Source organism: Bradyrhizobium lablabi (genome assembly GCF_018129385.1).
Lineage (GTDB): Bacteria > Pseudomonadota > Alphaproteobacteria > Rhizobiales > Xanthobacteraceae > Bradyrhizobium > Bradyrhizobium lablabi_C.
In genome coordinates, this window is the sequence record NZ_JAFCLN010000026.1 from 24,996 (window position 1) to 45,916 (window position 20,921).

The following is a 20,921-nucleotide window of genomic DNA, read 5'->3' on the forward strand; positions in this document are numbered from 1 at the left end:
CTTTACCGCTCGGCGGTTCCCCGAGGAAATGTCGGCCTCGAAGTGGATGCGGTAGGCTTGGTGGAGGCCCCAATACCGGACCGGCCGGGAAGACGCGGGAATGGCGGCCTGCTATGCCTCAACCCACGACAAGCAAGAACAAGGGGGAGACGCCCGTGGCACGACTGCCGCTGATCGATCCGGAATCCACCACAGGCGACATCCGCGCCTCCTTTGACCGCATGCCGGTCAAGCTCAATATCTTCCGCATGATGGCGCACGCCGAGGCCAACATGATCCCGGCCATGCGGTTTGCGAACTCCATCCTGCACAAGCAGAAGCTATCCGCCGTCAACCGCGAGCTTCTCATTCTCCAGGTCGCCCAGCTCGAGGGTGGCGCCTATGAATGGCGACAACATGTGCCGATTGCGCTGGGGGTCGGCGTCACGCAGGCCCAGATCGACGCGCTGGAGCGCGGCAGCATCGATGATGCCGCTTTCAACGTGGAGGAGCGCGCGCTGCTCGCCTTCAGCAAGCATTCGGTCGAAAACGTCCGCGTCCCCGAGTCGGTGTTCGCCGAGGCACGGAAGCATTTCTCGGAACAGGAAATCGTCGAGGCGATATTTGCCATCGGCTGCTACATGATGATGGCCCGCCTGACCGAGGCCACCGAGACCGATCTCGATCCCGCCGCCGGCATGCGTCTGTTCGACAGCGGCAAGAAGCGATGAGTACGCTGTTCGGAAAGATCTGCCAGAACGGCTATGTCGTGCGCGACATCGAACAAGCCATGAAATTCTGGACCGAGGTGCAGCGCGTCGGCCCGTTCTTTTATATTCCCAGCGTGAAGACCGACTGGTTCCGTTACCGCGGCAAGGATTCGCCGGTCGAGATGAGCATTGCGCTCGCCAATTCTGGCGACCTCCAGATTGAGCTGATCCAGCAGCGCAACGACGCGCCGTCGATGTACCGCGATCATCTCGCCGCGCATGGCGAGGGCCTACAGCACATGTCCTACTGGAGCACCGATTATCAGTCGCTCTACGACCGCGCGATTGCGGCCGGCTTTGTCGTCGGCCACGAGGGCCAGATCGGCGGCGAGAAGGGCCGCTTTGCCTATTTCGAGACCACAGGTCATCCCGGTACCGTCATCGAGATTTCAGACGTCAGCGGCGGCAAGGGCCGCTTCTTCCAGCACATCCGAAAAGTGGCGGAGACCTGGGACGGCAGCGATCCCGTGCGGCTGGTTGGCCCCTAGCAAACGACGCGGTCTCGCCGATACAATGCGCTCGGCCCGGTGGACCTCCCGCCGAAGGAGGATCACCATGCGCATGCGGATGTTCGCCGTCCTGACCGGAGCGCTCTTCGTCTGTCATGGCGCGGCGCTTGCGCAAGAAAGGACCATGCCGACGCTTGGCATCCTGGCGCTCGGCAATCCGGATCCTTCCGTATTCATCAGGGACTTCAAGGCCGGACTCGGCGGCCTTGGCTATGTCGAAGGCAAGAACATCCGCCTCGAATTTCGATCCGCGGAAGGCCAGTCGTCGCGATTGGCGCCGTTGGCGCAGGATCTGGTTGCGATGAAAGTCGCCGCGCTGGTGACCTATCAAACCCCGGCAGCGCTGGCGGCAAAGGCCGCGACTTCAGAAATCCCGATCGTGATGGCGGGGGCGGCCGATCCGGTCGGCAGCGGATTGATTCAAAGTCTCTCGCACCCCGGCGGCAATGTGACCGGCGTAACTGGTGCGACTTCGCAGCTTGGCGCCAAGAATCTGGAGCTGATCAAGGAAGTCGTGCCGTCAGCACGCCGGGTTGCCGTGCTGGCGAACGAACCCGATCCCTTCCACAAGATACTGATCGCCAATGCAAAGGCCGCCGCCGCGCAGCTTGGCCTCCAGCTCGACGTCGTCCTGGCGAAAGTCGGCGATGATTTCGACCGGCATTTTGAGACAATGAAGTCCGCGGGCGTCGATGGCGTGCTGGTCCAGCCGAGCCTGCCGCTGGGTGAAGTTGCCGCAAGCGCTGCGAAGAGCGGACTTCCCGCCGCGTGCCCGCATTTGGGCTTCACACAGGCCGGCGGACTGATGGCTTACGCGGCCGACCAGGGCGTGGTGCATGAGCAGACTGCCACGATGGTCGACAAGGTACTCAAGGGGCGCAAGCCCGCTGACTTGCCGGTGGAGATCACCACCAGATTTCGCGTCGCCATCAATGCGAAGGCTGCAAACGCGATCGGCGTGAAGCTTTCGCCGCTGCTGCTGACGCGCGCCGATGAAGTAATTGAATAGCGGCCGGGCGGGCCGCTGGATTACGTGCGGCCGCCGTTCACGCTAAAAGTTTGCCGCGTGATCATGCGGCTGTCGTCGGCGGCCAGGAACAGCGCCAGATTGGCGATGTCGGCGGGCATGACGGCGTCGGGCAGAAACTGATTGTTGATCACCTCCGCCACACTCTCGGGCGTTGGAAACCACAACCGCTGCTGTTTCTCCGTCAGCACCAGCCCCGGGGCGATCGCGTTGACGCGGATGCGATGCTTGCCCACCTGGCGCGCGAGCGAATGCGTGAAGCCGACGACGGCGGCCTTCGCCGATGCATATCCCATCAGTTCCGGCGCGCCGATTTGCCACGTGATGGATGACATGTTGACGATCGACCCGCCGCCTTGCTCGATCATCTGAGGCACGACCGCCTGCGAGGCAAAGTAGATATGACGGAAATTGACTGCCATGGTGCCGTCGAATTCGTCCGGGGTCACGTCGGCAAAGACCTGCCGCTGGTCGTTCGCCGCGTTGTTGATCAGCGCGGAGGCCGGACCAAGCTGTTGCCGCGCTTCTGATATCGCAGCCTTGAGATCGTCGGTACGGGTCACGTCGCAGGAGAGGAACAGCGGCGCATGTCGCGCTGATCCGGCCAGCGCCTTTGCCAGCGCCTGTCCGGCCGCATCGTCGAGATCGAGGAAGGCCACCCGGGCACCGTTGTCGGCAAACGCCTTGACGAATTCCTCGCCAATGCCGCTGGCGCCGCCCGTGATCAGGACGACCCGATCCCTGAGGCTGTCATATTTGGTGAAGCTCATGCGATGCGTGCCCTCGGATCGAACAAGTGACGCCGTTCAATCCTGCGGCTCGGACGGCACGTCGCCCGACGCATCCACCCGCAGCCAGCCCGAGGGCGCCAGCCGCTGCTGCGGCAGGAAGCGGCCCTTGTAGTCCATCTTCTTGGAGCCCGCGATCCAGTAGCCGAGATAGACGTAGGGCAATCCGAGCCGCCGCGCCCGCGCGATGTGATCGAGGATCATGAAGGTGCCGAGCGAGCGGTCCTGCTCTCCCGGCTCGAAGAAGGAATAGACCATCGACAGCCCGTCGCTGAGCACATCCGTCAGCGCCACCGCCACCAGGTCCTCGCCGCGGCCGGTGATGCCGCTGTCGGGGCCGCGCCGGCGGTATTCGATGATGCGGGTCTCGACATGGCTGTCTTCCACCATCATGGCGTAGTCCAGCACGGTCATGTCGGCCATGCCGCCGTGGCGATGGCGCCTGTCGAGATAGGCGCGGAATACCGAATACTGCTCGGAGGTCGGCACCGCGCTGCGCTGCTCGCCGACGATGTCGGCATTGCGCGCCAGAATCTTTCTAAAACCGCGCGAAGGGCGGAACTCGTTGGCGATCACGCGCACGGAAACGCAGGCGCGGCACTGGTCGCAGGCCGGCCGGTAGGCGATCGACTGGCTGCGCCGGAAGCCGCCATGGGTGAGGAGGTCGTTGAGGTCGCCCGCCTTGTCGCCGACCAGATGCGTGAACACCTTCCGCTCGTGCCGGCCCGGCAGGTAAGGGCAGGGCGAGGGCGCCGTCAGGTAGAACTGCGGGGTGTCACGCGAATGTTGGGTCACGTCGGTTCGTTGGGCCTCCCTGATCCGCTCCGACGCAGCCGGGGCGGAACAGGTTCAAAGCATCGCGCCCCGGACGTTGGCGGTCAATCCATTTAGCCTCCGGTTCATACCGGAGTTAATAACTTCGTGCCGGCTGTGCCACCTCGGTCCGGACCGAACTATTGATAATCACCGTTCCGAGCACGAAATCGTGCAGCAGCCGCCGACGGCCGTTGAACAGGCCGACCAGCACCACAAACGGCGTCAGGAACGAGATCGAGACCCAGAATAATACAGCGTGCATTGCACCAAGCACGAAATAGCCGGGCGCGCCGTACCAGGTGCGCAGCTCCAGATCCATCACCCGCATGCCGACGGTGGCCGAATGCTCACCTCCGATCGAGATGCCGTAATAGACGATGGCCCAGACCACCGTGGCCGGCCAGGCCAGCCCGAACAGCAACCAGCCGAATCCGAGCGTGATCAGTCCGAACACGCCGATGAAGAGGTAGCCGAGGATCACCGGGACCGAAATCACCACGAGGTCGATCAGGAACGCGAATGCGCGCCGGACCGCCACGCCGCGAAACAGTTCCGGCTGCGTCAGGGGATCGAAGGCATGGGGCGGCACCCCGCCGTCGTTGCGCCAGGCGCCGCTGGTATTGTCCGAACCGCTATAGGACATGATCTCCTCCAGACCGTGTATTCCCGCGCAGGACATGGGAAGCGAGTATGGCGCTGCCAAGGTCGCCCGGCTGTGAATGGATCGAAATATTGCGGGATTTCCGCGGCAAAATGCCTTTGTTAGGCTTGTGACCGCCCGTGAAGGCGGCGAACATCCCGGCCAGCGAGGAGGGGGAGAGATGGCCAGACAAATGGAGCTACGCTGCCGCTGCGGAGAGGTGGTCGGGCGGGTCGAGAACGCCTTGCCACAAAAGGTCAATCGCGTGGTCTGCTACTGCGACGACTGTCAGGCCTTTGCCCACCAGCTCGGCCGCGCCGACCTCCTTAATGCACAGGGCGGCACCGACATCATCCAGGTCGCACCGGCATCGCTCACTATCATGAAAGGACAACAGCACATTGCGGGGCTTCGCCTCTCGCCCAAAGGCCTGTTTCGCTTTCATACCACCTGCTGCAACACGCCGATCGGCAATACGCTGAGTCCGGCGATCCCCTTCGTCGGCCTCGTCGCGCAGGTATTTGACGACAATCCAAAAACCGTGGACGGCGTATTCGGCCCGCCGATCGGCGCCATTTTGGGCAAATACGCCATCGGAAAACCGCCGGCCGATTCCACCGGCATCAACCTGCCGGTCCTGTTGCGCGCGATCACCAAAGTATTGGGCTGGCGCCTGCGCGGCCGGGCCTGGCCCAATCCCTTTTTCCAGCCGAAGACGCGTGAGCCGGTCTATCCGGTCGCCGTGGTGGCCCAACAGCAGCGCGAGGCGCTGCGGCCGCTGTGCGGCCCCAAGCCGGCGTGAGCCGGTACTCCGAACGGTAGGCGAGTCGCCGCCGGCGGACGCACCTTTAACTAATACCACCCGCGCTTGACGCCGCTGCCGAGCATCTCGTCGTAGACATCCGTGCGGCGATCCCGCAGCGGCTGGTTGAAGCTGTTCAGGACCCGCCTGCTGCGCGCATCCGACAGGTTCAATTCGGCGTAGATGATTTCCTCGGCCGTCTTGCTGGCGGGTCCGGCGAGCGGGAAGCCGGTGTGACTGACGATCAGACTGCTGCCCAGGAATGGCTGGCCGCGTTCCACGCCCACGCGGTCAGCTGCGGCGACGTACATGCTGTTGGAATGTGCGCCCCCCATCGCGAGAACGTTTGCCATGACGAGCATGTTGTCGGGCTGCCCCGGCATCGGAACCCAGTTGGTGGGCACGCAGAGAATGTCCGCGCCTTGCAGCGCCGCCAGCCTGTAGGTTTCCGGAAACCAGCCATCGTAGCAGATTGCCACCGCCATTCGGCCGAACCTCGTCTTCCATACGGGAACGCCGAGGTCACCCGGCTCAAAGAAGAGATTTTCGGCGCCCCATAGATGCACCTTTCGATAGGTGCCTATGAAGCCGTCAGGCCCAACGATCGCAGCACTGTTGTAGAGCGCGTCACCGGCCCGCTCGCAGATGCCGGCGACAATCACCGCGTCATGCCGGCGCGCCGCTTCCAGCCAGGCTTCGCAGGTCGGCCCATCGGGCACGGCCTCGGCCAAGGCGAAAGCCTCCTGCCGCGACTCGAAGACGTAGCCGGAATTGCACAACTCCGGAAGCACGATCAACCGCGCCCCCCGGCCGGCCGCCTCGGTAATCCTCTCCAGCGAGCGTGTTACGTTGGCTTCCTTCTGGCCGATCTGCGGCTCCAGTTGGATGCAGGCAATCTTGATCGGGCTTTGGGCTTGCATGGGCACAACTCACGTTGAGAGTTTGGGAGAAATGTCCTTCCAGTCATGGCTGCGTTCATACGCATCGGCAGCCCGGATCAGGTTCGCCTCGTCGAAGGGACGGGCTGCGAGCTGCAAGCCGATCGGCAGCCCGGCGCTATCGAATCCGCATGGCAGCGAGATCGCCGGCAGCCCCGCCAGATTCCAGGGATAGGTAAGCCGCCATGACGCTGCGAGCACGCTCTCGTCCTGGTCTCCGATCCGCACCGACCATTCTCCGATCGGCCAGGCGGTGAGGGGACAGGTCGGCCCGATGATCACGTCGACATCTGCAAAGACCTTGGCCAGATCATCGATCAGGGTGCGGCGAAGCTGCTCGGCCTTGAGATAATCCGCCCCGCTGACCATGCGGCCCATCTCCACCAGCGTGCGCACGTCGTCGGTAAAGCCTTTCGCCGCTCCGCTCGCCAGATTGCGGCTGTGGTAGGCGGTGGACGACGAAAGCTCGATCGCGAAGATGGCCCCGAGCCCGAAGGCGAGGATCGGCAATTCGAACTCCACGAGGTGGGCGCCGGCATCGCGGTAGAAGCGGATCGCGGATTCAATGGCCTCGCCGACATCCGGCTGATTGCTGTCGAACATGTGATTTCGGCAGATGCCAATCCGAAGTCCGGCGACCGGCTGGCCAAGCGCCGCCGAAAAATCCGGAACGTCGATGCGTGCCGAGCCAGGATCGTTCGGATCATGTCCGGAAATTGCATTCAATGTATGGGCACTGTCGGCGACCGTATACGAAAGCGGACCGGCATGGTCGAGCGACCAGCTATGGGGAACGATGCCGGCCCGGCTCACGCGGCCGAATGTCGGCTTGAGGCCAACGGTGCCGCATAACGCGGCCGGGATGCGAATTGACCCACCGGTGTCCGATCCCATCGCCATGGGAACGATCCGCGCAGCCACGGCCGCGCCCGATCCCCCGCTCGAGCCACCGGGAACCCGGCTCGTATCCCAGGGGTTCTTGGCGGGCGGTGTCACGTTGCCCCAGGCGAACTCATGCATTCGCGTCTTCCCGATAATGACCGCGCCGGCCGCGCGCAGCCTTGCGACGACGGCGGAGTCCTGTCTGGCGAACTCCACGCCGCGCGCGTCGGTACCGGCGCCGGTCGGCATGTTGGCGGTCAGATAATTATCCTTGATCGCGACGGGTACGCCATGCAAATGGCCGCGCCACCGCCCCTCAGCGATTTCGCGGTCGGCCGCCGCGGCTTGAGCTCGGGCGTCGTCGGCAACGCATACGAAGCTTTCCAGCTTGCCGTCGAAACGTGCGATGCGATCAAGTGCGTTCTCGGCGAGATCGGCGCTGCGCAGCTTGTTGGCGCGAAGCTTTGCCGACAGCTCGGCGATGGGGCGCGTAATTGGATCTTCCTGCATGGTCAAACTCAACCCCGATGGCTGGTCGGCATCGGCGAGAAGACGACCGCCGGGTGAACATCGGTCAGATCGAGTGCTCGCAGTTTTGCGATTTCCTCGGCCACGGGCTGGAACGCGGCCAGAAGAGCAGCTCGACGCTCGCGTTCAGGTTCGATCCCGAGCGCCTCGACAAGTTTTTCCAACTCATCCATCGTTCCCTCCGGTGTCTGTCGCCGTGCGTGGCCATCGCAGTACAAAGTCCGGCGCAGGAATTCCCAGCACCGCAATCACACCCGCAACTGTTCTTGAACGCGCGAAGCAGCAAGCGCGTCGCCGGTCGTCCCGGAATCGGCGATCTCGCCGATCTTCAACACTGCGTAGCGGTCGGCCAGGGAGAAGGCGAACGGCACATTCTGCTCCACGACGAAGATCGCCATGCCTGTGCGCGCGCGCTCGGCCAGCAGGATTTCAGCCAGCCGCTCAATCATGGAGGGCTGCAATCCTTCCGAAATCTCGTCGATCAGCACCAGACGAGGCGTGCCGAGCAGCGCGCGGCACACGATCAGCATCTTTTGCTCGCCGCCGCTGAGAGTGCCCGCCTTCTGGCCGAGACGCTTGCCGACGATCGGAAAATAGCCGCTGACCCGCTCCAATCCTTCGGCGAAACCTCGATCGTCGCGCAGCCCGAGGCGGAGATTCTCCTCGACCGTCAGGTCCTGGAACAGCGTCTGCTCTTGCGGCGTATAGGCGATCGCCTTGCGCGCGATCAGATGGGTTGGCAGGGCGGTGATGTCCTCGCCGAACAGCCTGATGCTGCCCTTTCCCGCAGGAACAAAGCCGAGCACCGTCTTGAGAAGCGTGCTCTTGCCCATCCCGTTCTTGCCGAGCAGGGCAAAGATTTCACCGGGACGTATGGCCAGTGAAACGTTGCGCAGGATCATGGCTTCGCCATATCCGCTACAGAGGTCGGCAACATCGAGGACCGCCTGGCTCATCGCGCGGCTCCCTTGTGCTCGCCGCCGGCATAGATCGTCCGTACGAGCTCGGAGCCGACGACCTCGGCCACCGAGCCATCCAGCAAGACTTTCCCCTGATGCAGCACGATGATCCGGGTCGATATGTCGCGGACAAAGTCCAGATCGTGCTCGATGATGAGCGTGCAGAGACCTTCGCGCTGCACGAGTTCGACGAGGATGTTTCCGATCAGCGTGCGCTCCGGCTTGGTGAGTCCGGCCGTCGGCTCATCGAGCAGCAGCACGCTCGGCTCGAGCGCCAACACCATAGCCAGTTCGAGGGCGCGCTTCATCCCGTGCGACAGATGCCGGCACTCGATCTCCATCTCCCGGTCGAGGCCGGTCGCCGCAATAACGTGCCGGGCGCTGTCGGGGAGCGCCAGCTCCGGCATTCGGCTCATCATGCCTGCTCCGTCGAGACGGTACCGGGCAAGGGTCAGACATTCAGCCACCGTCAGCGTTTCGAACAGGCTGGTGGTTTGAAAGCTGCGGCCGATGCCGAAACCCACCACCCCATGCGGCGGCACGCGGGCGATCGTCTGTCCGAACGCCGCGACCGTTCCGCCGGTACGTTCATAACCGTCTGACAGACAGCGCATCAGCGTTGTTTTGCCCGCACCGTTCGGACCGATGATGCCGAGCAGCTCACTGCCGAGCGCCTTGAAAGTGACGCCTTCGAGAACCTTCAGGCTGCCATAGGAACGCGTCAGATCGGCAACGTCGAGGGCAGGGGCATCCGAACCTGCGCCGGCGCGCCGCCCCGCGCGGGCATCGACGATGGCCGGCACCGTGAACGACGACGCCATGGCGCTCCGACCGGTTGCCGCCGACCACATGCGCCCGAGAGCCGTCCTGACCACCGGGATGATTCCCTGCGGCAACGCCACGATCACCAGCACGAAGATCGATCCGATGATCAGTTTCCAGACGAAAGGCAGATTGCCGGACAGGTAGGCCGTGGTTACGTCGATGACGATCGTGCCCAGCACCGGGCCGATCAAGGTTCCCCGCCCGCCGAGCGCGACCCACATGACGAGCTCGGTGCCAAAGACGAAGCTTCCGATTTCCGGCGCGACCACCACCGTATACCCGGCATAGGCATAGCCCGCGACCGAAGCGATCATGGCCATGACGACCATCAGCAGGATCTTGATCCGCGGTGCATTGATTCCGAGATATGTGCAGCGCTGCTCGTTCTCGCGGATCGCGACCAGCATCCGGCCGAAGTCGCTATTGACGAAGAACCAGGCCACCGTCGTCAGCACCACGAGGCCCACGCCGCAAATGGTGAACCAGGATTCTACCGACAGGTCGAACGTGTTGTAGCCCACAAGCCCGCTGGAAGAGCCGGTGAACGTTCCGCCTGAGTACAGGATTTGCACGAATATGATCGGCATCGCGAGCGTCACGATCGCAACGTAGAGCGGCGAAGCGCCGTGGAAAAAGGATATCCAGCCGGTAACTGCCGCCACCGCGGCTGACACTGCCAATCCAGCCAGCAAGGCCAGCACCGCGTTTTGCGGCGAAAAGTCCAGATACGTGAAGGTGATGCCGGCGGCGTATGCGCCGATTCCAAAGAATGCCGCCTGACCGAAGGTGAGGATGCCGGCATAGCCCCAAAGAATATCCACCGTCAGCGCCGTTGCGGCATAGAGGAACGACCGCACGAGAATGTTGACCGTGTAGGAATCGAGCACGTATGGCCCTGCGATGGCTGCGACAACGCAAAGCCCTGCGATCGAACCCGCGAGTGCCAGCCGGCCCGACATGGAGCGGCTTGGCGACGTGCCGGATGCAGTCGTGAGATCAGCCACGGCCAAACCCCGCAGGCCGAATGCGCAGAAGGAGCGCCGCCAGCACCACGATGGTCAGCCCGCCGATAACGGGGCTGACGAACGAGGAAACAAGCACCTGTGCGCCTCCGAGCGCCAGCGCCGCCGCCGCCAGGCTCGTCAGCGATACGGAGGACACCAGGACCAGCATGAACGCATTGACCAGCCAGGGCACACCCATGTTCGGGTCGACGCTGGACAGCGGCGTAATGAGCGCGCCGGCGAGGCTCGCAAGGCCGGCCCCGAAGCAGAACGTGACGAAACGAACGTGTCCGCTGTTGATGCCGAGGCCTCGCGCCAGCGGCTCGTTCATGATTACCGCGCGCGCTTCGAGGCCGAGCCGTGTTGCGTTCAGAAGCGCTGCAATGCCGGCCGCCACGGCGGCCGCAGCGACGATGAGAAAAAGCCGGTACAGGGAATATGTTTCTCCGATGACGCTGGTTGCGCCCGCGATCGGCGTCTGCACGAATTGAATCTCGCGGCCGAAGATGATCGTGATGAGTTGGCCGATGATGATGCCCAGACCCCATGTCGCCAGAATGGCGTCGAGCGGACGGTCGTAGAGCGGGCGTATGACGAACCGTTCCACCACGGCTCCCATCACCATGCCGGCCAGCGCCGCCACCGGATAAGCGAGCCATGGGCTCCATCCCAACTGCGTCACCACCAGGGCCGAATAGCCGCCAATCGTGAGAAAGCCGCCATGGGCGAAGTTCACGATCTTCAGCACGCCGAGGATGATCAGAAGTCCCGCCGCGACGGCAAACAATATTGCAGCGGTCGTGATGATATCCAGGGCAAGCGCGATCATGCGGATATCCGCCTGGCTTCGATAACGTCGAAACGCACAGCGGGAAGCCGCAGCGCGTTCGCGACGTCAGTTAGATACGTGCGGCTCATGACGATTTGCAACCGCATGCGGAAGCCGCGACACCCCGGACAGATCTCCGGCGTTCCGGGCGAGCTGTCCGGGCAACGGGACGTCGTCGTCGCGGCCGTTCAGAGCTTCGGGCACTGTTCGCCCGGGCTGACGTTCGGGAAACTTTTCACGATTTTCACCGAGCCGTCCGACTGCACTTGCCCCAGATACATCGTGAGCGGCGCGTGGCGCTGCGCGTTCATCTGCACCTTGCCGCGAGGGCCGTCGAACTGCACCGTGGCCAGCGCCTCCACCACCGCATCGGCAGAGGTGCTCTTCGCCTTCTCGACGGCGGCCTTGTAGAGGTAAACGGCGTCGTATTGAGGCACCGAAAGATCGTTCGGGGTGAGCAGCTTGTCGCCGAACTTCGCCTTCATCGCCGCCATGAACTTCTTGTTGGCGGGTGTATCGATGTTGGTCAGGAAGGATGCCGAAATGAACACGCCGTCGGCGTCTGCGGCCATGCTCTTGGCGGTGCCTTCATCGACGCTGAGATTGCCGACCTGGGCTTTCATTCCGGCCGCCTTGTATTGCTTCTGCAACGTCACGTTCGGAGCGCCGCCGGCCGTGGAGAAGATCACCGCGTCGGGATTGGCGCTGCGCATTTTGGAGATGATCGCGGTCCAATCCGTCGCGTCCATCGGCTGATATTCGTCTCCGACGACCTTGCCGCCCTTCTTCTCGATGTAGCTCTTGGTAAAGGCCAACATTCCGCGCCCGAACGCGTAGTCGCTCCCGACCAGGAAGAAGGTTTTCGCGTTGTCGCTCATGAAGTGATCGACGATCGGCCCCACCATTTGCTCGGGAACCGCGCCATCGGCATAGAGATATTTATTGCAGGATCGCCCCTCATAGAGGGACGTGTAGATGTAGGGTACTTTGCCGCGGGTCACGACCGGGAGCATGCCGTTGCGCGCCGCACTGGTCTGCATCGAGATCAGCACATTGACCTTCTTCTGGAAGATCAGCGAGTCGGCTGCTTTCTGCGCGCCCGCCGCGCCCGAGCCGTCATCGGCGACCTCGAGCGCTACCTTCTTGCCGAGGATGCCGCCCGCGGCGTTGATCTCGTCGACCGCCAGCTCGGCCGATTGCACGACGGAAGGTGCGACGACGCTGTTGGCGCCGGAAAGCCCTGTTGGAATTCCGATCTTGATGACTTCCTGGGCTTGCGCCGCCAGGCCGGGCAGCATGGCCAGCACCACGATAGCCGCGCCAGTTCCAAACTTTAAGAGAGCTGCTCGTGAACTCGCCTGATATCGCATGGCTTTGAACTCCCTTTGGGCCGCAATGTCGTGCAAAAAGTTACTGCGCGTCGGATATGTGGCAAGCGGAAATAAACGACGGAACTGCACTAAACTTGGCCTGCGCAGGCCTTTACGTCGCTTGCACTGACATAAAGCGGCAAGTCCCCCTGCCGCTTAAACGCTGAGAACAGACGTTTTCCCGATTGGAAAGGCTCGACAAACTTCATGCGCGGTGGACACGACCGCACAAAGAATTTGCAGTCGGCCAACCAAACGGGCCGATGTTCGTGGTCACCGATTGACGCGCATCGACGCAAAGTGCCCGGTGAGTGCGCCGCCACACTTTTCGGCGGCGATACGACTGGCCCGCACCTGGTCACGTGTTCTGTCGTTGGTCGCAGGCACGGCTGCATTCGGCTTGCGCTCACCCTCCGGCGGGTCGTTTGCCGGAGCGCGCAACTGCTCGAAGAGGTTGGCAACCAATCCGCGCAGGCGCAAGTTTTCCGTGACCAAATCCTTCATCTGTCGCGTGGCCGGGACATCAATGCCGCCGAACTGACGGCGCCATCGATAGAAGGTGCGCTGGTTCACGCCGGCGGCATTGCATATTTCGGCAACCGGCACACCGGCGGCGGCTTCTCCCAACAATTGGAGAATTTCATTTCGCGTAAAACGGGAACGCCTCATTGGATGCTCCGTCGTTGAGCGTCTGTCGTAGATCCGCCGCGGTCCAAGCCACGGATCAACGTGCCGGATCTGAAGGGGCGGCCGGATGCAGCGTAGCGCAATCGCCATCTTTCGTCTCACGTCGATGCGCGCACATCTCCATTGCGAAGGCATGAGCCGGATGTGACGATCAAACCAGACCACGTTATCCAGGCTGCTCGCTTGTTGACCGGAGCCGACCTATGCCGCGCCGCTATGAAATACCCAGCACGCCCGAGAACATGGTATGGGGATACCTGGATAGCAGTACGCCGCATATTCTGGAGGTGAATTCGGGGGATAGCGTTACGCTGCATAGTTTCCCGTCGGGCGGCAAGGAGACCTTGCCGGACGACATCCGCCTGGTACCCGCCGACTATCTCGCCGCGCTCGAAACACTGCCGCCCGGACCAGGCGCCCATTTCCTGACCGGACCCGTCTATGTCAGGGGAGCGAATGTCGGCGATGCCCTGCAAGTCGATATTCTCGACGTGAGGGTGCGGCAGGACTGGGGATTTGTCTCGATCTTGCCGCTGCTTGGCACGTTGCCTGACGAGTTCACCGAGTATGAGACCATTCATCCGAGGATCGACCGGCAACGCAATGTTTGCATCATGCCTTGGGGAAGCGAGATTCCGCTCGAACCCTTTTTCGGGATCATCGCCACCGCGCCGCCGCCGAGTTGGGGGCGTTGCGGTTCTCCCGTGCCGCGAGCGTTCGGTGGCAACATGGACAACAGGGAGCTGCGCGCGGGCACGACGCTATATCTGCCCATCTTCAACGAAGGGGCGTTGTTCTTTGCCGGAGACGGTCACGCCGTGCAGGGCGATGGCGAAGTTTGTATCACGGCGCTGGAGACGGGAATGACGGGCACGTTCCGCCTTACCGTACGCAAGGACATGGACTTGCGTTGGCCCTTTGCCGAGAACGCCACTCATTTGATGTCAATTGGCCTCGATGAGGATCTCGACGACGCGGCCAAGCAAGCGGTCCGGGAAATGATCAAACATGTTTGCGCGCGCACAAACCTCACGCGCAACGAGGCGTACATGCTGTGCTCGCTTGCGGGCAATCTGCGCGTAACCCAGCTCGTCGACGGCAACAAAGGGATCCATATGTTGCTGGCAAAGGAATTGCTGTGATGTCTTTGCCCGATCCACGGATCGCTACGACTGTGCCTTGATCTTCTCCGCCGCCTGCGGTGCGAAGTACGTCAAAATCCCGTCCGCCCCGGCGCGCTTGAACGCGAGCAGGCTCTCCATCATCGCGCGATCGCCGTCGATCCAGCCGTTGCCCGCGGCTGCGGCGATCATCGCGTACTCGCCGGACACCTGGTACACAAACGTCGGCATCGCAAAGGTGTCCTTCACGCGCCGCACGATATCCAGATACGGCATGCCGGGCTTAATCATCACCATGTCGGCGCCCTCGGCGATGTCGAGTTCGACTTCGCGCAGGGCTTCGTCCGAATTGGCGCTGTCCATCTGGTAAGTGCGCTTGTCGCCGGTCAGCGTTTTCGCAGATCCAATGGCGTCGCGGAACGGACCATAGAAGGCCGAGGCATATTTGGCGGCGTAAGACATGATCTGCACGTCGCCAAAACCGGCATCGTCCAGTGCCTCGCGGATCGCGCCGACGCGGCCGTCCATCATGTCCGACGGGGCGATCACGTCGCAGCCGGCTTCCGCCTGCACCAGCGCCTGCCGCACCAGCACCGCCACCGTCTCGTCATTGAGGATCTTTCCGTCCGCGAGCAGCCCGTCATGGCCGTGGCTGGTATAGGGATCGAGCGCGACGTCGCAGAGCACGCCGATATCGGGAAACTCCTTCTTGATCGCGCGCACCGACTGGCAAACGAGATTGTCGGCGTTGAGCGCCTCGGAACCTTCTTCGTCGCGCAGGGAAGGGTCGGTATAGGGAAACAGTGCGATGCAGGGGATGTTGAGCTTCGCCGCTCGCTCGGCATCGCGCACCGCCTGATCGACGCTGAGCCGGTTCACCCCCGGCATCGAGGCGACGCCGTCGCGGACATTGTGGCCGGCGACCACGAACAGCGGCCAGATCAAATCGTCCGTCGTCAACACATTCTCGCGCACCAGCCGCCGCGCCCATTCGGACTTGCGATTGCGGCGCGGGCGCATGGTCAGATCGAGCGGATTGGCGGAAACCGCGGTCTGGCGCCACGGCATGTCGCGCATTTCGATCGGGCGCCCGAACTTGATCGCCATGATTAACTCCCAAAAATGGCCAGCTGTTTGGATTTGGACCAGTTCTAGCAGCTTGCAAGGGGGCCGTCACCGCATGGCTTGTCATGGCATGGGGCAATTAATCCAGCCGCCAATTGATTTTGCCGCCCGGGCGGGCCAAGACTGCGCCGGCATGCAGCCTGACAAGGGGCGGATTCCGCCACCCAGCCGGGCATCTCTTCGAACCGGGGCGCCGATCAAGCAATGTCCGACACTTCCACGCGGGATCATGCGCGCGACAATGCCATGTCGATGGCGGCGATGTCATCCGAGCGCATTGAGCCGGACGAGAACGTGTGGACGCGGCGCCTCGTGCTGTTCCTGCGCGTCATGGCAGTGCTCTCGATTCTGAAGGGGCTCTACCACTGGGCGCAGGTGACCGGTTTCATCGGCGGCGAGGAAGAGGCTTTTGAAAACCAGACCATGGCCTGGCAGACCGCGACGATCTATTTCGCCGTGATCGAACTGGTCGCCGCCGTCGGCCTGTGGCTCGCCACGCCCTGGGGCGCGGTGGTGTGGCTGACGACCGTCGTGTCGATGGCGGTGATCGAACTGATGTTCCCGGGCATCTACGGCGGCAGCCTGATCGTGGTCGGCGTCGAGGCCCTGATGCTCGCCGGCTATCTTGGCCTCGCCTGGATGGCCGCGCGGGAACGCCCACCGTAGACGGCGCATCGCGCATGATCTTGTTTTCCACCGACGACATCGCCCCAAGGGACCGCTTCGATCACTGGCGTGAGGAGCGAAGCCGGGCGCTGTTCGGCGTCACCATCGAAATCGAACCCGAGCGGCGCGCCGGCTTCCAGGGACACTTTTCGGCGGTCGCGGTCGGCTGCGCGAAGCTCGCGGAGATGAAGGCATCCTCATATGTCGTCAGCCGCACCAGCGCGGATATCGCGCGCATCGCCGCCGACAGCCTGTCGATCGGCCACCAGATCCGCGGTCCCGGCTGGATGGATGCCGGCGAGGACCGCGTCAGCTTGCTGGAAGAGGGCAGGTTCGCCGTCAGCTATTCCGACCTTCCGTACAAGGGAACGCCGAAACGCACCGACGGTTTTCACTTCCGCTCGCTGAGCGTGCCGCTGGCGGCCTTTCCCGATCTCGCCAAACCGGCGCGCCAGTTATGGGGCCAACCCGCCGCGGCATCGCCGCAGCTCGAAAACCTGTTTTCCGCCACCTTCGGAGCGATGGCCGCCGAAGGCGAGACATGGCCCGATGCGCAACGTGTGGTGCGCCATGTCGCGCAGCTTGCGCTGCTGCTGCGCGGCGTGGTGCCGGCGGGTACGGGGCGAAGCCGCGCGGCAGTGCGCTTCGGGCAGTTTCACGCCGCCCGCCGGCTGATATCGGCCAACCTGCATCGTCCCGATCTGTCGCCGCAGATGATCGCCGACTGGCTCGCGATTTCGCTGCGGCAATTGCATCTGTTGTTCGAACCGACCGGCGAGAGCTGCGCGCGCACCATCTTGAGCATGCGGCTGCGCGAAGCACGGCGCCGCCTTATGACGCGCAAGGGCGAGCCGGTCGCACAGATCGCGTTCGCCTGCGGCTTTGCCAGCATCGCGACGTTCTACCGGACCTTTCAGACCGCCTACGGCATCGCGCCGGGCGATGCGCGCGTCGCAGCCGCGGAGTAGGGATTCATTTCCGCGCATTGGGGCCTCGTGGTTCGAGACGCGCGGCTCCGCCGCGCTCCTCACCATGAGGGTCTGACTTTTTCGCGCAACTCGTCGACCTCATCCTGAGGAGGCGCGTAGCGCCGTCTCGAAGGATGGAGGCCCGGATCGCGCCTCGCTCAAATTTTCAGAAAATTCTCCCGGTAACTTTTCAGTCACCCTGAGGCCTTCCCGCCACAACCGTTACGCGGTCCTTTCCAATCCGGCGCACGCTGTTTTGGAATGCGACAACGGGGAAGACGAAGCGTGAACAGGGCCGTTCCACCGTCAATGAAAAGTTGCGAAAAGTCCTTATTTGGCGGGCTTAATCCGCGATTCACTGTCTTAAATTCATTCTCTCTTTATTGTCTTATTTAAGCGGATCTTCAAACCGCCCCCTTAAGTTGTGGCTATCAGGCGAGACACAAGTTTCGTCGAATAAGTCGATAAAAACGACGACAGGGGAAGTGTCATGATGAAAGCCGTTGCGACGGCGGTGGAGACCGCTGACCGTGCTGCAAACCAGTCCGGCGTGCAGCCGCTCTATCTCGAAGCGTTGACTCTGGTGGAACGGCTGCATCGCCGCCTGCTCGACGTCATCAAGGATGAATTCGATCGCCGCGGCCGCGCCGACATCAACTCGGTGCAGGCGCTGCTGCTCTACAACATCGGCGACAAGGAGTTGACCGCAGGCGAGCTGCGCACCCGCGGCTATTACCTCGGCTCCAACGTCTCCTATAACCTCAAGAAGCTCGTCGAGCTCGGCTTCCTCGATCATCAGCGCTCGCGCGTCGATCGCCGCTCGGTCCGCATCCGCCTGACCGCGCAGGGCCAGGAAATCCGCAAGATCGTCGATGCGCTCTACCAGAAGCATGTCAGGACGGTGGAGCAGGTCGGCGGCATCTCGAACGAGGAGTTCGCGACGCTGAACAAGTCGCTGCATCGCCTCGAGCGGTTCTGGACCGACCAGATCCTGTATCGTCTCTGAGACTTCTTCGGCCCAAGCCGGCGGACACAAAAAGACCGGCAGCCGACGATATCTTGATACCTCCCAAAAGGGCGCATCCAGCCAGTTGCCGGCCGGGTGCGTCCTTGTTGCTTGTGGCTGATACTTCAACCGCCGCCGCTTTCCTGCTATCTCAGCGGCCCAGAAGCATTGGCGCCCTGAGGTCTACGTTGCCCAGATAAACACCGGTCTCAATCCAGTTTCGCCCGTACGCCGGCGGCAACGCTTGCCGGCGTATCATTGCGTTCGTCGGGTGGCGGCATGAGACCGGTCTGGCATCGTCAGCATGTGCCACGCGCAGTCTCGCGCAGCTCTTTAGCCACACACCCGTATTGCCACGCCGCGTCCGGTAAGGACTGTCTCGCGCTCCCATCCTGGTGGACTTCCGAACGGAAGACCGGGACGGCATGTGCAATCTGCTTCAGGTGCGTTGGACTCTTGTTCCCAGAATAGCTCCCCAACCCTGGATCGCCTGCCGCGCATGCGGAGGGTTTCGACCATTTCAGAGCAGCGGCAAGATCAGGCTCAATGCCAATGGCCGCAAGCTCGATGCATGGCTCATCTATAAATGCACAAGCTGCGAGGGGACGTGGAATCGGACGATCTTCGAGCGCAGGAATGTTGGCGACATCGATTCCGCCACGCTGGCGGCGCTGCAATCCAACGACCCCCATTGGATACGCGCGCGGGCGTTCGACCTCGAGGCGCTCAAGAGGAGCACCCACCGGATCGACGTGTCAGCCGATTGCGAAGTACGCAAGGAGCTACTGCGCGAAGCTGCGGATTGGAAGTTTCTGGAGATCGAGTTTTCGATTTCCGTTCCGGTCAGTTTGCGCCTCGATCGCCTGCTCGCATCCGAGTTGCGCGTCTCCCGTTCGCAAGTGAGCGCCTTGCACGAAGCCGGCTTGCTGACTGGAACTCCGGATCGTGCGGATGTGCTGCGGCGGCGGATCAGAGATGGCTTTCGCATCACGGTGGACTTGTCCGGTGCGGATGACCGGCGTCCGACCTGGAGATCCCTGGCCGTTGGCGAGAATGTGACTCCAGGCGAAGTGGAGCACGGATGCGAACCCGAATCTCCGAAAGCGCCGCCAGCGGATTGATATATCTGTGCTTTCCTGAAGAACGCTTCGCGCCCGGCTTCCGGTCCGCTGCGACCTTTTGCTTTGTGGAAAAGCGGCCGATTTCCCGAATTGGAACTTATTTCCGCGCTCAGCTTTATTATGTGCGTTGCGAAAGGAATTCGAAAAGATGTTGGTTGAGCGCGGTTTGCAGGTCATGAATGTCGAGGCGGTGGGCGAAGCTTACGCCATCGCTTCCAACTATCTGCGCAAGGCCGGCGCGATGCCCGACAACCTCGTCACCAACGAGCGGCTGCTTGGCATCATCGTCGAGATGTTTCGCCGCGGCGAATTCAACAGGCTCAGGCTCGCCAACAAGGCGATCGCCAGATACGAGGCCGAGACGCTGATCGAGTGAGCTTCACTCAAGACTGACCCGTTTCCCTCAACCGGAGCCAGCCATCCCATGGAAGCCGCCATCGACCGCATCATGCAGACCTACGATCTGCTGATGAACCGCACCGCTGCCGCCAACGACGAGGCGCGCGAGAAGGTGACGGAATATCTCACCACGCTGGTCGAAGCCGGCGAGCGGGACACACACCGGCTCACGGTGTGCGGGCTGACGTATTTGCGCCAGCTCGACGGCAGCAATGATCCTGTGAAGGCCGGGTATACGGGGCTGTAGAGACTCTGCGTTCCCCGAACGCGTAGCGGTGCGCTGCCGAGCCGGGGTCCATATTGCTGCGACAGTAGGTCCCGGCTCTGCTGAGCAGCGTTACCGCTGCACCGCGTCCGGGACACGAGCTTCTGGTTCGCTGCACATCACCAATAATGTCTGCTACACCTCGGCCCAACTAGAAAGCCGGGAGAAACGCACATGCTCACGCTCCACCACCTCAACGATTCCCGCTCGCAGCGTATCCTCTGGCTGCTGGAAGAGCTCGGCACGCCCTATGAGCTCAAGCAATATCAGCGCAATGCCCAGACAAGGCTGGCGCCGCCGGAGCTGAAGCAAATCCATCCGCTCGGCAAATCGCCCGTTATCGCCGATGGCGATGTGCGCATCGCAGAGTCGGCTGCGATTGTCGATTATGTCATCCGCCGCTATGGCAAAGGCGCCATGATGCCGGCGCCCGGCAGCGCGGAGTACGAGACCTATAACGAATGGCTGCATTATTCGGAGGGCTCGGCGATGCTGCCGCTGATGCTCAACCTCTATGTCTCCCGGCTGAAGGAGGCGGGCGCGCCGCTGCATCCGCGCATCGAGAGCGAGATCGCCAATCACCTCGGCTATATCGAAAGCGAACTCGCCGGCCGCGAGTTCTTCGTCGGCCTGTCCCTGAGCGGCGCCGATATCCAAATGAGTTTTGTGGCTGAAGTGGCGAGGTCGTTCGGCAAGCTCGCGGCGTATCCGAACTACGCCGCCTGGCTGACTCGGATGCACGCCCGGCCGGCCTTCAAGCGCTCGGTGGAGAAGGGCGGAGTCTACCGGCTGGCGAGCTAGAGCTGAAAAAGCTGTGAGCGCAATCCAGGCTTGTCGTTGTACTTCCTGCGGCTGACAGCCACGCGAATGACCGCCAACGCCGCCCGTGCGGCGCGG

General features: G+C 62.7%; 24 protein-coding genes. 12 read left to right on the top strand and 12 right to left on the bottom strand.

The annotated features are described in order from the left end of the window. Positions 1–155 precede the first annotated feature (155 nt). The 3 genes from JQ628_RS31420 to JQ628_RS31430 all read left to right on the top strand — a co-directional run bounded on the left by JQ628_RS31420 (position 156) and on the right by JQ628_RS31430 (position 2,267). On the top strand, positions 156–710 hold the full coding sequence (locus JQ628_RS31420) for a carboxymuconolactone decarboxylase family protein (RefSeq protein ID WP_212229646.1): 555 nt from the start codon (positions 156–158) through the stop codon (positions 708–710). After that, a complete protein-coding gene (locus JQ628_RS31425; protein ID WP_212229648.1) occupies positions 707–1,237 on the top strand; it encodes a VOC family protein in 531 nt (176 codons plus the stop codon). Before JQ628_RS31420 ends, JQ628_RS31425 begins: the two co-directional genes overlap by 4 nt. A gap of 67 nt (positions 1,238–1,304) precedes the next feature. Beyond that, complete coding sequence (locus JQ628_RS31430; protein WP_212229650.1) at positions 1,305–2,267, top strand: ABC transporter substrate-binding protein; 963 nt, start codon at positions 1,305–1,307, stop codon at positions 2,265–2,267. Positions 2,268–2,287: 20 nt separating this feature from the next. On the opposite strand, the gene JQ628_RS31435 is transcribed toward JQ628_RS31430, so the two are convergent. The 3 genes from JQ628_RS31435 to JQ628_RS31445 form a co-directional block, all read right to left on the bottom strand. After that, a complete protein-coding gene (locus tag JQ628_RS31435; protein WP_212229652.1) occupies positions 2,288–3,055 on the bottom strand; it encodes an SDR family NAD(P)-dependent oxidoreductase in 768 nt (255 codons plus the stop codon). A 36-nt stretch (positions 3,056–3,091) separates the two neighbouring features. After that, complete coding sequence (locus JQ628_RS31440; RefSeq protein ID WP_212229654.1) at positions 3,092–3,868, bottom strand: arginyltransferase; 777 nt, start codon at positions 3,866–3,868, stop codon at positions 3,092–3,094. 115 nt (positions 3,869–3,983) lie between these two features. Next, the gene (locus tag JQ628_RS31445) at positions 3,984–4,532 is read right to left on the bottom strand and encodes an RDD family protein (RefSeq protein ID WP_212229655.1); all 549 of its coding nucleotides are present in this window, start codon (positions 4,530–4,532) and stop codon (positions 3,984–3,986) included. 178 nt (positions 4,533–4,710) lie between these two features. Here JQ628_RS31445 and JQ628_RS31450 point away from each other — a divergent pair, with 178 nt between their 5' ends. Next, entirely contained in the window at positions 4,711–5,331 is a 621-nt protein-coding gene (locus JQ628_RS31450) for a DUF6151 family protein (protein ID WP_212229657.1), read from the top strand. Positions 5,332–5,381: 50 nt separating this feature from the next. On the opposite strand, the gene JQ628_RS31455 is transcribed toward JQ628_RS31450, so the two are convergent. The 8 genes from JQ628_RS31455 to JQ628_RS31490 form a co-directional block, all read right to left on the bottom strand. Further along, positions 5,382–6,251, bottom strand: a complete 870-nt coding sequence (locus tag JQ628_RS31455) for a nitrilase family protein (protein ID WP_212229659.1) — start codon at positions 6,249–6,251, stop codon at positions 5,382–5,384. Positions 6,252–6,260: 9 nt separating this feature from the next. Beyond that, the gene (locus tag JQ628_RS31460; protein ID WP_212229661.1) at positions 6,261–7,661 is read right to left on the bottom strand and encodes an amidase; all 1,401 of its coding nucleotides are present in this window, start codon (positions 7,659–7,661) and stop codon (positions 6,261–6,263) included. An 8-nt stretch (positions 7,662–7,669) separates the two neighbouring features. Next, a complete protein-coding gene (locus tag JQ628_RS31465; RefSeq protein WP_212229663.1) occupies positions 7,670–7,852 on the bottom strand; it encodes a hypothetical protein in 183 nt (60 codons plus the stop codon). A 75-nt stretch (positions 7,853–7,927) separates the two neighbouring features. After that, positions 7,928–8,635, bottom strand: coding sequence for an ABC transporter ATP-binding protein (locus JQ628_RS31470; RefSeq protein WP_212229665.1), 708 nt, complete (start codon positions 8,633–8,635; stop codon positions 7,928–7,930). Further along, entirely contained in the window at positions 8,632–10,467 is a 1,836-nt protein-coding gene (locus tag JQ628_RS31475) for a branched-chain amino acid ABC transporter ATP-binding protein/permease (protein WP_349628147.1), read from the bottom strand. The genes JQ628_RS31470 and JQ628_RS31475 overlap by 4 nt, the downstream gene beginning before the upstream one ends. Beyond that, complete coding sequence (locus tag JQ628_RS31480; protein WP_212229667.1) at positions 10,460–11,296, bottom strand: branched-chain amino acid ABC transporter permease; 837 nt, start codon at positions 11,294–11,296, stop codon at positions 10,460–10,462. The genes JQ628_RS31475 and JQ628_RS31480 overlap by 8 nt, the downstream gene beginning before the upstream one ends. 188 nt (positions 11,297–11,484) lie before the next feature. Further along, complete coding sequence (locus JQ628_RS31485; protein ID WP_212229668.1) at positions 11,485–12,594, bottom strand: substrate-binding protein; 1,110 nt, start codon at positions 12,592–12,594, stop codon at positions 11,485–11,487. 345 nt (positions 12,595–12,939) lie between these two features. After that, on the bottom strand, positions 12,940–13,335 hold the full coding sequence (locus tag JQ628_RS31490) for a transposase (protein ID WP_212229670.1): 396 nt from the start codon (positions 13,333–13,335) through the stop codon (positions 12,940–12,942). Between the two features lie 221 nt (positions 13,336–13,556). On the opposite strand from JQ628_RS31490, the gene JQ628_RS31495 reads away from it, so the two are divergent. Then, positions 13,557–14,495, top strand: coding sequence for an acetamidase/formamidase family protein (locus tag JQ628_RS31495; protein WP_212229672.1), 939 nt, complete (start codon positions 13,557–13,559; stop codon positions 14,493–14,495). A 24-nt stretch (positions 14,496–14,519) separates the two neighbouring features. On the opposite strand, the gene hemB is transcribed toward JQ628_RS31495, so the two are convergent. Continuing rightward, on the bottom strand, positions 14,520–15,581 hold the full coding sequence (gene hemB, locus JQ628_RS31500) for a porphobilinogen synthase (protein WP_212229674.1): 1,062 nt from the start codon (positions 15,579–15,581) through the stop codon (positions 14,520–14,522). 222 nt (positions 15,582–15,803) lie between these two features. Here hemB and JQ628_RS31505 point away from each other — a divergent pair, with 222 nt between their 5' ends. The 7 genes from JQ628_RS31505 to JQ628_RS31535 all read left to right on the top strand — a co-directional run bounded on the left by JQ628_RS31505 (position 15,804) and on the right by JQ628_RS31535 (position 20,825). Continuing rightward, positions 15,804–16,265, top strand: a complete 462-nt coding sequence (locus JQ628_RS31505) for a DUF6163 family protein (RefSeq protein ID WP_212229676.1) — start codon at positions 15,804–15,806, stop codon at positions 16,263–16,265. Between the two features lie 14 nt (positions 16,266–16,279). Beyond that, positions 16,280–17,233, top strand: a complete 954-nt coding sequence (locus tag JQ628_RS31510) for a helix-turn-helix domain-containing protein (RefSeq protein ID WP_212229678.1) — start codon at positions 16,280–16,282, stop codon at positions 17,231–17,233. A gap of 490 nt (positions 17,234–17,723) precedes the next feature. Beyond that, positions 17,724–18,239: a transcriptional regulator LdtR gene (gene ldtR, locus JQ628_RS31515; protein WP_212229680.1), complete on the top strand. Its 516-nt coding sequence runs from the start codon at positions 17,724–17,726 to the stop codon at positions 18,237–18,239. Positions 18,240–18,664: 425 nt separating this feature from the next. After that, positions 18,665–19,360, top strand: coding sequence for a DUF1062 domain-containing protein (locus tag JQ628_RS31520; protein WP_212229682.1), 696 nt, complete (start codon positions 18,665–18,667; stop codon positions 19,358–19,360). A 148-nt stretch (positions 19,361–19,508) separates the two neighbouring features. Then, entirely contained in the window at positions 19,509–19,736 is a 228-nt protein-coding gene (locus JQ628_RS31525; protein ID WP_212229685.1) for a hypothetical protein, read from the top strand. 48 nt (positions 19,737–19,784) lie between these two features. Further along, a complete protein-coding gene (locus tag JQ628_RS31530; RefSeq protein WP_212229687.1) occupies positions 19,785–20,006 on the top strand; it encodes a hypothetical protein in 222 nt (73 codons plus the stop codon). A 192-nt stretch (positions 20,007–20,198) separates the two neighbouring features. Then, positions 20,199–20,825: a glutathione S-transferase family protein gene (locus tag JQ628_RS31535; RefSeq protein WP_212229689.1), complete on the top strand. Its 627-nt coding sequence runs from the start codon at positions 20,199–20,201 to the stop codon at positions 20,823–20,825. The last annotated feature ends 96 nt before the right edge of the window (positions 20,826–20,921 follow it).

What these genes read in the sequence shown, in the direction of transcription:
- JQ628_RS31505 (WP_212229676.1), top strand. Translation starts at nt 15,804, where the DNA reads ATGTCCGACACTTCCACGCGGGATCATGCGCGCGACAATGCCATGTCG.
- JQ628_RS31450 (WP_212229657.1), top strand. Translation starts at nt 4,711, where the DNA reads ATGGCCAGACAAATGGAGCTACGCTGCCGCTGCGGAGAGGTGGTCGGG.
- JQ628_RS31490 (WP_212229670.1), bottom strand. Translation starts at nt 13,335, where the DNA reads ATGAGGCGTTCCCGTTTTACGCGAAATGAAATTCTCCAATTGTTGGGA.
- JQ628_RS31430 (WP_212229650.1), top strand. Translation starts at nt 1,305, where the DNA reads ATGCGCATGCGGATGTTCGCCGTCCTGACCGGAGCGCTCTTCGTCTGT.
- JQ628_RS31470 (WP_212229665.1), bottom strand. Translation starts at nt 8,635, where the DNA reads ATGAGCCAGGCGGTCCTCGATGTTGCCGACCTCTGTAGCGGATATGGC.
- ldtR (WP_212229680.1), top strand. Translation starts at nt 17,724, where the DNA reads ATGATGAAAGCCGTTGCGACGGCGGTGGAGACCGCTGACCGTGCTGCA.
- JQ628_RS31460 (WP_212229661.1), bottom strand. Translation starts at nt 7,661, where the DNA reads ATGCAGGAAGATCCAATTACGCGCCCCATCGCCGAGCTGTCGGCAAAG.
- JQ628_RS31435 (WP_212229652.1), bottom strand. Translation starts at nt 3,055, where the DNA reads ATGAGCTTCACCAAATATGACAGCCTCAGGGATCGGGTCGTCCTGATC.
- JQ628_RS31445 (WP_212229655.1), bottom strand. Translation starts at nt 4,532, where the DNA reads ATGTCCTATAGCGGTTCGGACAATACCAGCGGCGCCTGGCGCAACGAC.
- JQ628_RS31510 (WP_212229678.1), top strand. Translation starts at nt 16,280, where the DNA reads ATGATCTTGTTTTCCACCGACGACATCGCCCCAAGGGACCGCTTCGAT.
- JQ628_RS31495 (WP_212229672.1), top strand. Translation starts at nt 13,557, where the DNA reads ATGCCGCGCCGCTATGAAATACCCAGCACGCCCGAGAACATGGTATGG.
- JQ628_RS31480 (WP_212229667.1), bottom strand. Translation starts at nt 11,296, where the DNA reads ATGATCGCGCTTGCCCTGGATATCATCACGACCGCTGCAATATTGTTT.
- JQ628_RS31455 (WP_212229659.1), bottom strand. Translation starts at nt 6,251, where the DNA reads ATGCAAGCCCAAAGCCCGATCAAGATTGCCTGCATCCAACTGGAGCCG.
- JQ628_RS31530 (WP_212229687.1), top strand. Translation starts at nt 19,785, where the DNA reads ATGGAAGCCGCCATCGACCGCATCATGCAGACCTACGATCTGCTGATG.
- hemB (WP_212229674.1), bottom strand. Translation starts at nt 15,581, where the DNA reads ATGGCGATCAAGTTCGGGCGCCCGATCGAAATGCGCGACATGCCGTGG.
- JQ628_RS31425 (WP_212229648.1), top strand. Translation starts at nt 707, where the DNA reads ATGAGTACGCTGTTCGGAAAGATCTGCCAGAACGGCTATGTCGTGCGC.
- JQ628_RS31465 (WP_212229663.1), bottom strand. Translation starts at nt 7,852, where the DNA reads ATGGATGAGTTGGAAAAACTTGTCGAGGCGCTCGGGATCGAACCTGAA.
- JQ628_RS31535 (WP_212229689.1), top strand. Translation starts at nt 20,199, where the DNA reads ATGCTCACGCTCCACCACCTCAACGATTCCCGCTCGCAGCGTATCCTC.
- JQ628_RS31520 (WP_212229682.1), top strand. Translation starts at nt 18,665, where the DNA reads ATGTGCAATCTGCTTCAGGTGCGTTGGACTCTTGTTCCCAGAATAGCT.
- JQ628_RS31485 (WP_212229668.1), bottom strand. Translation starts at nt 12,594, where the DNA reads ATGCTGCCCGGCCTGGCGGCGCAAGCCCAGGAAGTCATCAAGATCGGA.
- JQ628_RS31525 (WP_212229685.1), top strand. Translation starts at nt 19,509, where the DNA reads ATGTTGGTTGAGCGCGGTTTGCAGGTCATGAATGTCGAGGCGGTGGGC.